This is a genomic window from Acidaminobacter sp. JC074, assembly GCF_022496765.1.
GTDB lineage: Bacteria > Bacillota > Clostridia > Peptostreptococcales > Acidaminobacteraceae > JABXKX01.
The window spans coordinates 70,776-86,223 of record NZ_VANV01000004.1; the positions used below are offsets into that span (position 1 = coordinate 70,776).

The 15,448-nt window shown below is 34.0% G+C and carries 12 protein-coding genes; 10 read left to right on the plus strand and 2 right to left on the minus strand.

Going from position 1 to position 15,448, the window contains the following annotated elements; all coding sequences use genetic code 11:
- Nucleotides 1-172 precede the first annotated feature (172 nt).
- Together EZV73_RS05245 and EZV73_RS05250 are read left to right on the plus strand one after the other, a co-directional pair.
- The gene (locus EZV73_RS05245) at nucleotides 173-706 is read left to right on the plus strand and encodes a YcxB family protein (protein WP_240839003.1); all 534 of its coding nucleotides are present in this window, start codon (nucleotides 173-175) and stop codon (nucleotides 704-706) included.
- 245 nt (nucleotides 707-951) lie between these two features.
- Nucleotides 952-2,292, plus strand: coding sequence for an ATP-binding protein (locus EZV73_RS05250; RefSeq protein ID WP_240839005.1), 1,341 nt, complete (start codon nucleotides 952-954; stop codon nucleotides 2,290-2,292).
- 14 nt (nucleotides 2,293-2,306) lie between these two features.
- Here the strand turns inward: EZV73_RS05250 and EZV73_RS05255 are convergent, their stop codons facing one another.
- A complete protein-coding gene (locus EZV73_RS05255) occupies nucleotides 2,307-2,915 on the minus strand; it encodes a TetR/AcrR family transcriptional regulator (RefSeq protein WP_240839006.1) in 609 nt (202 codons plus the stop codon).
- A 145-nt stretch (nucleotides 2,916-3,060) separates the two neighbouring features.
- Between EZV73_RS05255 and EZV73_RS05260 the strand changes: the two genes are divergently transcribed.
- From EZV73_RS05260 to EZV73_RS05275, 4 genes are read left to right on the plus strand one after another with little or no spacing between them, the layout of a single operon-like run.
- A complete protein-coding gene (locus EZV73_RS05260) occupies nucleotides 3,061-4,470 on the plus strand; it encodes a sodium:solute symporter family protein (protein WP_240839007.1) in 1,410 nt (469 codons plus the stop codon).
- 12 nt (nucleotides 4,471-4,482) lie between these two features.
- Nucleotides 4,483-7,989 carry a M14 family metallopeptidase gene (locus EZV73_RS05265; RefSeq protein WP_240839008.1) on the plus strand — a complete coding sequence of 1,169 codons (3,507 nt, stop codon included), beginning with the start codon at nucleotides 4,483-4,485 and terminating at the stop codon, nucleotides 7,987-7,989.
- Between the two features lie 13 nt (nucleotides 7,990-8,002).
- Nucleotides 8,003-8,698 carry a DUF969 domain-containing protein gene (locus EZV73_RS05270; protein ID WP_240839009.1) on the plus strand — a complete coding sequence of 232 codons (696 nt, stop codon included), beginning with the start codon at nucleotides 8,003-8,005 and terminating at the stop codon, nucleotides 8,696-8,698.
- A gap of 8 nt (nucleotides 8,699-8,706) precedes the next feature.
- Complete coding sequence (locus EZV73_RS05275) at nucleotides 8,707-9,618, plus strand: DUF979 domain-containing protein (RefSeq protein WP_240839010.1); 912 nt, start codon at nucleotides 8,707-8,709, stop codon at nucleotides 9,616-9,618.
- Between the two features lie 59 nt (nucleotides 9,619-9,677).
- Here EZV73_RS05275 and EZV73_RS05280 read toward each other — a convergent pair whose 3' ends face one another.
- Nucleotides 9,678-11,054 (minus strand): ATP-binding protein, encoded by a 1,377-nt coding sequence (locus EZV73_RS05280; RefSeq protein ID WP_240839011.1) that lies wholly within the window; start codon nucleotides 11,052-11,054, stop codon nucleotides 9,678-9,680.
- Nucleotides 11,055-11,216: 162 nt separating this feature from the next.
- Between EZV73_RS05280 and EZV73_RS05285 the strand changes: the two genes are divergently transcribed.
- From EZV73_RS05285 to EZV73_RS05300, 4 genes are read left to right on the plus strand one after another with little or no spacing between them, the layout of a single operon-like run.
- A complete protein-coding gene (locus tag EZV73_RS05285; RefSeq protein WP_240839012.1) occupies nucleotides 11,217-12,932 on the plus strand; it encodes an ABC transporter ATP-binding protein in 1,716 nt (571 codons plus the stop codon).
- On the plus strand, nucleotides 12,926-14,635 hold the full coding sequence (locus EZV73_RS05290; RefSeq protein WP_240839014.1) for an ABC transporter ATP-binding protein: 1,710 nt from the start codon (nucleotides 12,926-12,928) through the stop codon (nucleotides 14,633-14,635). Before EZV73_RS05285 ends, EZV73_RS05290 begins: the two co-directional genes overlap by 7 nt.
- 43 nt (nucleotides 14,636-14,678) lie before the next feature.
- Nucleotides 14,679-15,035 (plus strand): YkvA family protein, encoded by a 357-nt coding sequence (locus tag EZV73_RS05295; protein ID WP_240839016.1) that lies wholly within the window; start codon nucleotides 14,679-14,681, stop codon nucleotides 15,033-15,035.
- A 13-nt stretch (nucleotides 15,036-15,048) separates the two neighbouring features.
- Nucleotides 15,049-15,375 (plus strand): DUF1904 family protein, encoded by a 327-nt coding sequence (locus EZV73_RS05300; protein WP_240839018.1) that lies wholly within the window; start codon nucleotides 15,049-15,051, stop codon nucleotides 15,373-15,375.
- Nucleotides 15,376-15,448: the final 73 nt, after the last annotated feature.

Below are 15,448 nucleotides of genomic sequence, written 5' to 3' on the forward strand. Positions count from 1 at the left end.
GCTCTTTTTTTTTATGTTAATATATTTAAAAACAGGTACTGTGGTACTTGTTAAAGGTACCTGAGTCTCTATTATCCGTTTGGTCTATGTGATAAGCTGATACAGTAGTTATCATCTAAAACTAAAGAGAAATACTTATGTCTTAGATAGAACGAATTAAGGAGGGGATGGTATGACACTAAATTATTTGACTGATGAAGACGACTGGCTAGCTTTTCAGATATATCACATGAAACACTCAAAATCGATGAAAAAAAGCAGCGAGTCATTAAGGTATATAGGATTTGCTTTGACTGTATTGATTGCCTATGTTATGTACAGAAGATACCACGTTCCAATTATATATTGGTTTTTCTATTTTGGATTAAGTATCACATGGGTTCTTAAATATCCCAAATATATTGAAAAAAATTATGCCAAACAAGCTCGAAATATGCTTTCAGAAGATGAGAACAGAGCATATTTAGGGAAAGATCTTTTGAAGATGGATGACCATGGTCTAACATTATCAAATGATCACAGGACATACATATTAAAATGGTCTGTATTCAACAAGGTATGCTTAACTGAAGAACATATCTTTATATATGATAGTTCAGTTTCCGCATGTATTATTCCAGCGTCTGCCTTTGAGAATGCTGATGCTATGAAATCATTTTATGAGCATGTGGAGGATAAGATTAGTTTAATACAACTAGGGCACTAATCTGAGAAATAACGAGTAAAAATCACTCGTTATCTTTTTAGAGTCGAAAGGTTTTTTTTCGTTGCAAAAGAAAATTGAACGGAAACGTTTGCGCTGAATTTTAAAATGAAGATCATAATAAATTTTGAAAATGGATTAGATAAAATGTATATCCTTACATTTATATGTACATAAAAATGCGAACTATGACATTAATCTTGATTTAAAATATTACAGATGTTAGTATTTTAGTAGGGAGGTAAGTCATGAAAAGAGCAATAGAGTCTTATTTAAAAGCGTGGAAAAGCATGAACAATGATAGATTACCGCTATTGATTTATGGTGCTAGACAAGTTGGAAAGACATTTTCCTTGCTAAAATTTGCAAAAGAGGAATATGACACTTATGTTTATATAAATTTTGATTCTGATCTAATCATTCAGTCTTATTTTAATGAAAATATTTCACCTAAGAATTTGATCGATGTTATTGAAAAATATTATGGTCTAGAAATCAAGCCTAAAAGGACTTTGATCATTTTTGATGAAATACAGGCATCGGAAAGAGCACTTGCTTCTTTGAAGTACTTTGCTGAAGAAGCATCAGAATACCATATTGTTGCTGCTGGTAGTCTTTTGGGAGTAGCAGTAAATAGAGAAAAATACAATTTTCCTGTTGGTAAAGTGTTTATTAAGCATATGTTTCCAATGAGTTTTAAGGAGTATCTTATGGCATGTTCTGAGGAACTCCTACTTAACAGAATAACAAATGCCTTTAATAGCAATCAGCCTTTAGAAAAAGTATTGCATGAAAAAGCACTAAAATATTATCAATCCTATATTATTACAGGAGGCATGCCAGCAGTTGTGAAAAACGCTTTAGTTGAGGATAAGGTTATTGAAGACGAAGTGTTGAGAAACTTGATTATTGAATCATATACCTCGGATATGTCTAAGTATCAATCTGCATCTGATGCTGTCAAAGCCAAAAGTGCTTATCAATCGATACCAGCTCAGCTTGCTAAGGAAAATACAAAGTTTCAATATAAGCTTATCAAAACTGGTGGACGTGCTTCTTTATATGGAGACGCAATTGATTGGTTAATTCATTCTGGACTTGTCTTGAAGTGTGGTCGTATTAGTGAAGGAAAGATACCCATAGCTGTATATGAAGACTTATCTTCATTTAAATTGTATAACAGTGATATTGGCATTTTATCTCAACAGTCTGGTTTGACAGACTATAGTATGAACAGAATAAAGGATAAAGAAGCGCTTGGGGGTATCACAGAAAATTATGTTGCCTGTGAACTTACGAGCTTGGGTTATCCACTCTATTACTGGACTTCTAAGGGCACTGCAGAAGTTGATTTTATCATATCAGTAAAGGGGATGCCAATACCTGTAGAGGTAAAAGCATCTACTAATACACGCTCTAGAAGCTTAAGTGAATATATAAAGAGATACAATCCTGCTTTTTCTATTAGAATAAGCCAAAAGAACTTTGGCTTTGAGAATAATATTAAATCTGTTCCTTTATATGCTGTTTATAATATGACAAGTGAAAACCTAAGTGGTCTTTTAGATAGAAAAAAATGCAATGAATGATATCATTGCATTTTTCATTTTCTAATTCCATCAATAAATACTTTAAAGTTTAAAGTACCCATTTCTACTAGGTCTAATGTCTGTTTGTATAAGCACCAGTCATAAAAAACCCCTCTAAATGTTCTGCATGTTAGAAGTACTAAATCTTCACAAGGAATATCTGTTCTGAGTTCACCATTTTCCATGCCTTTTTTTATGATCTTATCTAGCACTTGATAAAGAGGTCTTTCCGAATCTTTAATAAATGTCATCTCATTTTTATGACGTAGTTGTGTATCGTAAACGACATAAGTCATTTCAAATCCAATTTCTTCTTTGACGTAAGTGAATAAACTTACAGCAAAATCCATAATATTTTCAGCAGATGCTTTAGTTTGATCCATTTCCTCATAAAACTTCAGATAGAAATCATCAAATTGCTTATAGTGTTCGATAATAACATGTTCCTTTGATTTATAGTAGGTATAAAAAGAGCCTTTGGAAGTGCCTGCAAGCTTTACAATTTCATCTACTGAGACATTATAAAATCCTTTTTCAGCAAATAGAGTACGAGCGCTATGATAAAGTTTATTCTTTGTTTCCAATGCCTTTATTTGACGCTTGGTTAAATTCTGATTATTCATAATTGTACCTCGTTTTCAGATAATATGTTGACACAAAAAATTCTAAATGATAAAATGACTGTAGTCAATGACTATAGTCAACGAATGTGATATTTACTATAATAATTATATCACAGCATATGAATTTGAAAAAGGAGGGGAAGTTTTGTTTGGATCTGTGCATTTGTATTTTGTAATTGGTTACCTGCTTTTATTGGTTGTTGTTGGGTTAATACTTGCAAAAAGAGAGGTTAAAACAAGCGATGATTTTGTTGTTGCTGGAAGAAAGTTGCCTTTGTTTGTTTTGATAGGTACACTTCTTGCTACTTGGATTGGTTCTGGAACCATTACAGGAGCGGCAAACTTTATTTATACCAGAGGACCACTAGCAGGAATTTTATATTTTATTGGTGCTCCCCTTGGGATAGTGATTTTGTATTTCATTGCTAATAAGGTTAGAGATTTAGCAAAATATACAATTCCTCAAATTCTTGAAACTAAGTATGGTTCACTCGCAAGAACCATTTCGTCTATATGTATCATACTTGCCTATGTAGGGATTATATCTTACCAGTTTAAGGGTGGCGGCTATGTTTTAAATCTAACTACCGGAATGGAGCTAGAAACAGGTGTCCTAGTTTCAGCTGTTGTTATTATTTTATTGGCAGTTACAGGTGGTATGGTAACGATAGCTTATTCTGATTTTATCAGTGCTCTTCTTATTGTAACGGCTATGGGTATCGGCCTTCCATTTGTATTATCAAATGTAGGTGGTTGGTCATCATTATTTGATGCATTGCCCAAAGAGAAAACAACTTGGTCAGGCGGTCTTTCTGGCATGCAGCTTCTTGGCTATATATTGCCACTCATATTCCTACTGTTAGGCGATCAAAACATGTTTCAGAGATTTGGTTCAGCAAAAGATGCTGCCACTGCTAGAAAATCGAACATTGGCTTCTTGTTAGGTGAACTCGTAATCATGTTTTTAACCATTACTTTTGCATCTGCTGCCATATTGCTGTTTCCAGAAATTAAGGCAGATACAGCAATTTTACAGGTTGCGATGGGTGGTGTACCGGTTGTAGTTGGTGGTTTTATATTGGCTGCTGCTGTAGCATTTATGGTAACGACAGGTGATTCGTTCTTATTATCAGCTGCAACAAATGTTACCTATGACTTGTGGTTAAGATATGTAAAACCAGATGCAAGTGAAGAAGAAAAACTTAAGTATACAAGAATTTTTATTGTTGTTTTAGGTATATTAGCCTATGTTATAGGTCAGTATTTTCCATCGATTTTGGCAATGCAAATGTACTCATACACCATGTACGGTGCGGCAATAACACCAGCATTTTTAGGTGCTTTACTTTGGAAGAGAGCATCAAAGTTTGCAGGTCTAGCTTCTATATTAGTAGGTGGTGGTATGACTCTAATCTGGGAAATTGTCCTACATAAACCAATGGGATGGAACGCAATTTTAATATCAGCACCATTATCTATTTTAGCACTGGTTGTATTTAGTTACTTAGTGCCAAATAAATCAAATTCAAAAGAGAAAGTAAAAGAAATCGTATAAGAGGAAGAAAAAATGACATTAGATAAGTTGTTTACATCTGAAGGAATATTAAAAGAAGATAAGCTCATAAGCGGTATGAGCGGTCCGGTCGTTATAGAGGAACTGAATAAAAGCACAGCACTCTTTGCTTTAAATTTTATAGCAAGGTGTGCTTATGAATCAGTTGGGTTTGACCTAGATAATTTAGTGATTGGTGATTATAACAAAGACAAGATGCATATTAGGTGTGTTAAATCAGATCGATTAGCTTCTACAGAAGTACATCTTATAAGTAACAATGTTTACTTTGAAGTTAAATACGGTTCTGACCAAGCACTCGAAAAATCTATTAACTACATATGTGGTAGGTTGCCATATATATGGTCTATAGATGATTTTGCACCTAAATTAGACCAGCTGGCTACAAACCATATTGTTCTTGATTCTGATTATCAAGGTATAATGAAAGCTTATGTAAACGATGCGTTAGATATTGATTGGAAGAGATTTTCAATGCTTGCATCTATAGAGACTAATAATCAGTTTTTTCAAAATCCAAATAAGATTCAAGCATCACAAGAAGAGACTTTTGCTTCAAGTGAAGTTGATAAAAAGAGAGATTTGACGGATCTATTTTCAGTCGGCGGCTTGTATGAAAGTGAGGATAGTTTTTTCCCAACTTCTTCTGCTTACAAGGTATTAGTACCTGAACAGGTGAATGAAGCTCTTATTAGAGCAATGTCTTCTTTTGTCTCTAGATTTGCTTTGGACTGTCTGTCGCTTTCAATGCCTTTGGTAGTGGATATCCATAGTGGTCCAAGTATCCAGTTTAATGACAAAGCTCAAGATAATAAAATCTATTTTGAAAATGGTGATTTAATTATTGAAAGCAAAGATATAGAAGATTTTACAAAGAATTTGGTATTGAAGTATCCATGGTATAAGAGGAGACCAATAAACGATGTGAAAAATCTCGAAAACTTCGTGAATGAGTTTCTAAGATCAGAAAATACGCATGGACAATTAATTGATGTTTTAGGTAAAGATCGAGTGACAGAATTACGTGTTGAAAACCTGTCAGATGCCAATGTAGAGCGTCTTTCAGATGACTTACCAGAATTAAAAATTGGAGAATATCGCGAGGATCAAATTGTTTGGTCTGATGAAAGAATATTTGAATGGGAAGTTGATGTATTTAAAAAGATCTTATTAGAGAATCTGAGTAAGTGTCAGCCAGATGATTCAGTTGAAATACGAGGATGTTTAAGTGAATCTCCTCAGATACTGGATGAATTAGCTTCGTATATTGGTGATGAATGTAATATGAGAGAAGTAAAACTCGATTCATGCACATTACTTTCTTCTTATAAACAAGGGTTTCATTGGCTCAAATCTTTATTACCAAGATTAAAAGAGATAGATGCTGATAAAGTGGTGATAAAGTTTAAGCCCTTTTTACAAGAAGGTCAAACGGAATGGTTTGATGAGGATAGTGCTAAACCTAAGTATAATGTTGAAAGAGCAGATGACGATGCTTGGTTTGATCTACCCATAAGATGGTTACAAGAACTTTATCCGATAGATGATCTTATTGCATCAGACTTAGAAATTAGTCGGAATCGAGTTATCTTTGAGGATGACTCAAATCTGGAGTATACCTATCAAGTGTTAGCATTTAAAGACGAACAAGTCGTATATGAAGATGTTTATGATGTCCATTATTCAGAAAGAAATTACTTAGATAGGTATCCTAAGGTTGGTAAAGTACATCCATCGACGGGTTTCATAGAGATTAAGATAAATAGTAAAGTTATTTGTTTGGAGAGAATAAATACTGACTTAGAAAACATTTGGTCTTATTATCAAAAGGAAGTATTAGACAAAGTAACAAACATTGCTTTAGAAGAAGGTCGAACACTCACTCATGAAACACAGCCAATATTTAAGACACTCAGACTTGAAATTCATGTAAGTGAACCTGATTATAGCCTACCAACAAGAAAAGACTTGATTTCATCGATAGATGCTTTTCATGAAGATATTTATTTCGTAGGATTAGATTATTTTAAAATTTTGGGTGAAAGAGAGTTCAATGAAGTTATTAATGAACCAGGTTTGATTTTACCCGTAATAAAAAAATCTGATGGTCCACCAAAAGTTAAAGTAACACTTGTGAAGGAACTGTCTAAAACACCTTATAAGGTCAGAAAAGATCAAATAGAGTATTTTGAAACAGCTGAACAACAAGAAATCGTGGCACTTACATATGACAAGGGAAAATGGTTTGGTGAGTTTAAGATAAATCAAGATCAATTAAAGAAGTTTGAAACTCTAAAAGGTGCTATAAACAAAGGCTATCTTAGATTGAATAGTCCACTTAATTTAAGACTTGTGGGGGGAGATGTTCTTGATATAGAAGGACAAGTTAAGGAATGCTTTATTGAAGAAGTTGAGTTAAAGGCTGATGAAGTTATAGGTTATGAAGACTATTTGGGTTTAATCAAAAACCTTGAAAAGAAGGATTATGTAAATACCTATCTAGGCTCTAAATCCTATCAGAACAGAGAGATACATGTCGTTGAAATGTTGGATTATAGTCAAGCAGACTTAGTATCGAGACATAAGCTTATTAACGAGAAACCAGTTTATCTGATAAATAACCGACATCATGCTAATGAGGTTTCAAGTACAAATGCTGCTTTTATGACCATACATGAACTCTTAAAAGAAGAAAATGCCAAGTATTTAGATGCTTTAAATATTGTTTTTATACCTTTTGAAAATGTAGATGGGGGTGCCATTCATTATGAACTCCAGAAAGATAATCCTGAATGGAAACTTCATGTTGCCAGATTTAACTCAGTAGGAAAAGAATTTGCCTATGATTATTTCAATGATGAAACAAAGTATACAGAAGCACTGGCTTATACAAGAACATGGAGAAGGTGGTTACCTGATGTTGTAGTTGATAATCATGGTGTACCATCACATGAATGGGACCAGCAATTTTCTGGTTATACATCTCCTTGGTTTAAAGGTTTCTGGTTACCTAGAGCTCTTTATTATGGCTATTTCTGGCATTTGAGCAAAATAAACTATCCGGAACATTTTAAACTTTATGAGGGCTTACAAGACGTCATATCTGAAACTTTTGCAAAGGATCAATATATGTCTAAGTGGAATGATGACTGGCAAGACAGATTCGAAAAATATGCTCATAAATGGCTACCGAAGATGTTTCCAGCCAATTACTATAAAAAGTTAATTTATTACTGGATGGAGTATGAAGCTTCTAAAGATGCATGGCACGCTTTTAGCAGGTATCCACAGATAACCAGTTTAGAATGGACAACAGAAGTTTCAGATGAAACAGCACAGGGCAAGTATTTAGAATTATGCTCCAAGTCACACATGATGTCTAATTTGGCTACTATGGATTATCTAATGACTTTAAAAGTTGAAAAAGAAAATCTGTCTAGTGATAAAAATGGTATTATCTTAAAAACGCTTAGGAAACGACCTTTAGGTCGTAAGGGATAGAGAAGGGGGAACTATGTTAAAACTTATTGGTGTGTTAATAGTAATTGTAGGTTTTGCATTAAGATTTAATGCAATCGCTATAGTTATGTCTGCAGGTTTTGTAACTGCAATGGTAAGTGGTATGTCGATACCGGAATTTCTTTCATTATTAGGAGAAACTTTTGTAAACACGCGCTACATGGCAATGTTTATAATGATCATTCCTGTAATTGGTGTATTAGAAAGAAATGGAATGAAGCAAACGGCAGCTATGGCTATTGGTAAAATTAAAAATGCTTCACCAGGTAAGGTTGTATCTGCCTATGGTATTTTTAGGACGATTTTTGCTGCATTTAATGTAAGCTTTGGTGGTGTTGCAGGTTTTGTAAGGCCGGTAGTTTATCCCATGGCAGTAGGAACAATTGAGGAAACTGGCCATGAAATTGAAGAAGAGGATGAAGAGGAAATCAAGGCAATGTGCGGTGCAATTGAAAATGTTGCCTGGTTCTTTGGACAAGTACTCTTTGTAGCAGGTGCTGGTATATTACTTGTTAAAGGTACATTAGAGCCTCAAGGTTATGAAATTGATCCAATGACATGTGTAAAAGCAGAGGTGCCTGTTGTTATATTTGCATTAGTTGTTACAACAATCTTATTTATGCTAAAAGATAGAAAGATGATGAAAAAATATACTCAAAAGAAATCATCTTCAGAAAACAAGGTGAGCTAGGGGGACTTATGAAGGCGAATTTATTAGAACTTTTCTATATTATATGCGGTTTGATTGCAATTTATATTGGCTTAAAGAATGCTTTTCATAGAGAAAAAAAGAATTATGCTTCTGTAATCTTTTGGTTGGCTTTAGGTATTGTACTGAGTTTAGGTAAATGGTTGCCAAGTATGGTTTCAGGTATATTAGTAGTTATTATGGCTGTACCGGCAATGCTTAACAAAGTAAAACCATCTAGTGGTAAATATGCATCAGAAGAATACAAGATGCAAATGGCTAAAAAGTTCGGTTTAAAGCTTTTTATTCCAGCTATGACAATTGGTGTTGTTGCACTTATTTTTGCCAAGTTTATACCAAGTTTAGGTGCTTTAGTTGGTCTAGGTGTTGGTGCGATTTTAGCTGCAGTTATTATCTTAGTTATGGCCAAAGATTCTCCTAAAGAACTTGGTACTGAAGGAGGCAGACTTTTAGAGGCAGTTGGTCCTATTTCGATGTTACCACAGCTACTAACAGCTTTAGGTGCTATCTTTACAGCAGCAGGTGTTGGAGAAGTCATTTCAAACGGTGTGGGAAGTTTCATTCCAGCAGGTAATCTAACAGTAGGTATTATTGCCTATTCTCTAGGTATGGTTATTTTTACTATGATCATGGGTAATGCTTTCGCAGCCTTCTCAGTCATAACTGTGGGTATTGGTATTCCATTTGTTATATCCACAGGCGTTAATCCTAGTGTTGTCGGTATATTAGCTTTAACAAGCGGCTATTGTGGCACATTAATGACACCTATGGCAGCTAACTTTAATATTGTGCCAGTTGCACTCTTGGATATGAAAGATAAGTATGGTGTTATTAAAAGACAAATTCCAATAGCTTTTATGATGATTGTCTTCCAAATAATCTTAATTCATATAATGGCCTAAGTAAAAACTCAGCACATGAAGTGCTGAGTTTTGGTTTAGAACTCTTTTCCTGTCAACGCTTAGAGTGACAATATTTCGTCCAAATCAACTAAATGAATAGTAGGATCTTGGGATGCTCTTTGTTTTAATGAGTTTGTAAAACCACCTTTTGAAGCAATCATATAATGACAGTTAGTTCTTGAAAGAAGATGACTTTTTTGAATGAGTGCTTCTAAAGTATGTGTATCGACAGGTGAATTTTTGTACTTACATTCTACAAATAAAGAAGAATGATTGCTAAAGGCAACAATATCAATTTCTTCTTCTGTTTTGCTAATTGGATTACCACCCCACCATTTTCCAATGGTATGATAATAATCAGGCAACAAGAGTGAGGAATTTTGTACATGTATATATTCAAATACAATTTTTTCAAACTGATGACCAAAATAAGTGTTAAGATTTGGCTTGATGAAATTATCAAATGTTAGTTGGCCATCTCCTCTTTCGATATTTGTTCTATAATGATATGCAAATCTATAAATAAATTCGAAAAGGGGATCTTTGATTCTATAGATAGATTTTCTTTTAGTAATGTTGTTTATTGGATGCAAGCGTTCAAGTATATCAAGTTTAATAAGCGTATCCAGATATCTTTGACCTGTAGCAGGCATAAGGCCAACTTTTGTCATGATTTCATTTTGCTTTGATGCGCCTTCTGCTATTGCACCTATAATAGCATTATATATAGCAGGATTTCTAAGTTCCATTTTTAAGAAATTGTTTGGTACTTGAAAAAGGAGTTCGCTTCGATCTAATATTCTCTCCACAATAGCATGATTGTAGTCACTGTAACTACTAAACTGTTTTAGGTATTCTGGAATGCCACCTAAAAGGAAAAATGCTTCTAATCGATCGATGTTTTTCATTTTAGGAAGCATTTTTATTGCATCATAGTATGGTAAAGCCCTTAATAAGATATTACCAGTTTCTCTACCGAATATTGGACTTTTCTCACTTAGAAGTCCTTCCATAAATGAAATAGAGCTACCACATAATATAATCATTATATTTTTGCTTTTTAAAGAGTGATCAATGGCATGTTGAAATTTTGATAAAAAAGAAGTATCACTTTCGCATATATATGGTAACTCATCAATAACAAAAATATATTTTTTAGATTCGTAATCAAGTGCATTAAAGAAATCGTCCCAATTACCAAACGTTCCGATGGGTTTTTCTATAAACTTTTCATACTCTTTACTAAGCTTTCTTAAGTTTTCTAGGCTTGTAGTTTCCTCAGCTGAAAAAAACAAAGCTTCTTTATTCTTAATGAATTGCTGTATCAATTCTGTTTTTCCAACTCTTCTACGACCATATAGGGTAACGAGTTGGAAAGACTCTCTTGAATAGAATTTTTCTAAAGTTTTTAACTCATTTTTTCTTCCAATAAACATGATGACCTCCTAGTTAATTATAACATTTAGTTGGCACACGTTCAAATAGATTGTAATCATTATGATTACGATACAATAAACATCTCTAAAGTAGCAAACGCTTTCATCCAATTTTGAATTGTAAATGTGATATGATAATGATGTTGGATTAAGGGGGTTCTATTGAACAAAAAAGACATGTTAAAGACTTATATGTGGACCATGGGTTATTTTAGACCTTATATCATACATACAAGTCTTTTAATTTTATCAGGTGGTATGATTATTTTAGGACAAGTAACCATACCAAGACGTATGGGTTATATCATCGATAAGATAGCAGATGGAAGTCTGAGTATAATTGGCCATCAGATTATATCCTTGTCTATGATTGTAGGCCTAATTATATTGGCTAAAATAATATCTAATATGCTTGAACAAATCATTGCAACCAAGATTATGAGGGATATGCAGAAAGATTTAATAGGGAAGTATCAATCATTAGGCTTCTCTTATTATGACAAACATCCTACCGGTAAAATCATTTCATTATTTGAAAACTCTGTGAGAGAAACTCAAAAAACCTACAATTTTCTATTTCCTCATTTTATCTATAGCCTTGCACAATTTATAGTGCCATCAGTTATTTTGTTAATGAATGAACCCTTATTTTTTCTAGTAACTATGGTTGGCAATATTCTTTATGTTTTTTTTAATCATGGTACAAATAAGCGTATTAGAAAGTATTTGGACTTAGAATCGAAAGCAGCCCATCAATATCATAAGTCAGTTTACGATAGCCTGGCAGCTGCTAAAGAAATGAAGGCCTTAGGTGCAGACAAATGGCTTCATGATACCGTAAAAAGAGATTTTGAATCTTATAAAAATCCTCGTATGAAATCTATTTTATGGCGACATATTAGGTTTACTATAGTAGGCTTAACACTGACTATTTCAATGTTCTTGGTGTATTATGTCGGCCTAAACTTAATGAAAAGCGGTGACTTGTCATTAGGTTCTTTTATTGGCTATACCTTTTTAATTGGCGTGATTTCAAGAGGTTTCTCAATCTTCTTCTATGTCATACCTTCCCAGTACCATGCACTTACTTATGCAAAAGACTTACGAGACTTTATGAAACTTAATGGTCAAAACACTATAGGTGTGTTAGAACTTATTGATCATGATATTGAGTTTAAAAATGTATCTTTTGGTTATGGTGAAAATCTTGTTATAGGAGATTTGAATTTGATGATTCCTGCAGGTCAGAAGATGGCTATTGTAGGTGAAACAGGATGTGGCAAAACGACTTTAATAAAACTTATAGGGAGATTTTACAAAACTCAAGGTCTTTCTATTGGTGGTATAGATATTGAAGATCTATCAGAAAGATCTATTAGAGATTCAATGGCCTATGTATTCCAAGAGACATTTTTATTTAATATGTCCATTAAGGATAATGTAAGGTTTTCAAAACCTGATGCTACAGATGATGAGGTCATACTAGCATGTAAGAAGGCCCATGCCCATGACTTTATTGTAAATACTGGGTCTGGTTATGAAACTGTACTCGGTCAAAATGGCTTAGGCTTATCTGGTGGACAAAAGCAGAGAATAGCCCTGGCTAGAATGATTTTAAAGGATCCTGAAATCATCATTTTAGACGAAGCGACTTCATCTTTAGATAATGAAACAGAGCTTATGGTTAAAGAGACGATTGAAAACATTTCAGAAGATAAGACCATTATTGCCGTCGCCCATCGTTTGTCTACCATTAAGGATTTTGAAAGAATTATTGTTCTAGATAAAGGCTCTATAGCAGAAGATGGTGACTACGTCTCACTGATGAATCAGAAAGGACTTTTTTACAGTTTAGTCAAGAGAGGTGAGGTATGTTAGAACTTAAGTATTTACTCAAACAGCTTAAATCTAAGAAGCTGCTTATATTAGCTTATTTAGCCTTGATTATTGAGAGTCTTATACCCATGTTTACTATGATCTTTCAAAGGAACTTGATTGATCAAGTATTTATTGGTAAGGTATATTCTAAGTTTTTACCTCTTTTGTTAGTCTACTTACTTTTTTTCTTTGGATCAAAGTTATGGTTTACCATTAGACGTGTCTTATTTTCACAGGTTTCCTATGACCTACAAGAGAACCTTGTATCAAACTTTTTAAATAAGATTTATGGCTTAAAGGGAAAAGAACTTCATAATGAGCAGGTTGGTAAACTGGTCAATCATATCAGGTCAGATATTTCTGACGCGTGTGATCTGTCTATGAATCAACTCCTGTCAGAAGGTTTAAAGAACTTATTAACAATACTACTACTTTCGGGGCTTTTGGCTTCCATTAACATCGTAATGACCCTTCTGGTACTTGGTGTGAGCCTTTCGTATTATCTTCTTGTTCAGGTATTTGGCAAGAAAACAAAAGACTTGTCTTCTAGGGTCAGAAAAGAAAAAGCCGGTTTATCAACTCGTATTGAAGAGACGATTACTGGAATCAGAGAAGTTGCATCTAATAACAGATATGATTGGCAAGTATCTTCTTATGAGTCTATCTTTAAAAATTATTATAAAGCAGTTTTGAAAGAAAGATTTTATAAGAACAAGGTTATTCTATTGAGTGAACCTCTCTTATTTATAACAAAGTTAAGTGCCATCGCCTTAGGAGGTGGCTTGGTTATGAGAAGTATGATTTCTGTAGGGGACTTTGTCATCAGTTTTTCTTTAGTTGACCAGATCATTACTGAACTGGGCCTATTGTTCAATCAAGCCCTAACAGGTAAAAGATTAGTCGCTGCTGTAAAGAGTTTCAAGGCGCCTATGGATAGGGCATCTTTACCTAATGGTAAAATGGTCTTATATCATGTAAAAAGCCTCCAGTTTGAACAAGTATCATTTGCCTATTCAGATCAAGGTGATAATGTTTTAAATAAGTTAACGATGGCCATAGAAGTTGGGAAAAACATAGCCATTGTGGGCCAGTCCGGTTGTGGTAAATCAACGATTGGAAAGCTTATATGCAAGTCTTATTGTCCTGATCAAGGTCGAGTGACTATAAACGGCATTGATATTAACGACTACGACAATTCTTATACTGATGCTATTACCATTGTAACGCAGGAGCCTCATTTTATACCTGTAAGCCTACTAGATAATCTGACCTTAGGACAAGATTATAGTCTGGATTACATTACTCAAATATCTAAGATGACCTTGTGTCATAACTTTATTATGGCGCTTGATAAGGGTTATGAGACTATCATAGGAGATAAGGGTACGACTTTATCCGGCGGGCAAAAGCAAAGACTTGCTCTGACTAGGGCCCTTCTAAAAGATACAGACGTCTTGATTCTAGACGAATCGACATCTGCTTTGGATACAGAAACGGAGTATCAAGTATTAAGAAATATTGAAAAGCTGAGAAAAGGTAAAACCACAATTACAATTGCTCATAGACTTTCTGCCATAAAAGATGCAGATCTTGTTTATTTAATGGATGATGGCAGCATTCATGACATTGGTAGCCATGAAGACTTGATGGCATCTAGCAAATACAGAAAACTATTGTCTGTTCATGAAGAGAATGTATCCTAATCTATGACGATATGCTATCCTAGAAATGATAGGAGAATAATGCATGTTAGATAGATTGAAACAATGGGCAAAAGCACTTAAAAATGAAATAACAGCACTCTTTTATGTATCGAAGGAAGGTCCTAGTTTAGGTGTAAAAATATTAATAGGTATTACTCTGGCCTATGCATTAAGTCCAATTGACCTGATACCAGACTTTATACCTGTCTTGGGCTATTTGGATGATCTGATTATTCTACCAGTGCTTATCTACTTATCCATAAGACTGATACCGAAAGATCTTATGGATAAAGCCAGAGTTAAGGCTCAATATCAACCTATCAAGTTGAAAAAGAATTGGCTAATGGCTGTATTAATCATAGTCTTTTGGCTGTTAATTATCTTAGGAATTTTAGTTTAAGAAAGGAGCACTTATGCCGCATTTACGAGTGAGAGGAATGAAAGAAGAGGAACTAGTTGAGATTTCAAAAGACTTACTGGATGAAATGGTTAGAATCATAGAGGTACCTAGAGATCATTTTACGTTAGAACATGTGCATTCTACTTTTGTATATGATGGTCAGACTGATGCTAATAGATATCCTTTTGTAGATGTCTTATGGTTTGACAGAGACCATCTTATGGACGAGGTGGCAAAGACAATCACATCAATTATTAAAAGATTTGACTATGAAGATGTTGCCGTCTATTTCACCAACCTAAAGAAGAACCAGTACTTTGAAAATGGAAAGCACTTTTAGGTTAAAACAATCTAAAAAGTAACCTACCTATTAAAGACTCACTTGTTTGGGTAAACTGTTAAGGTAGGAGAGG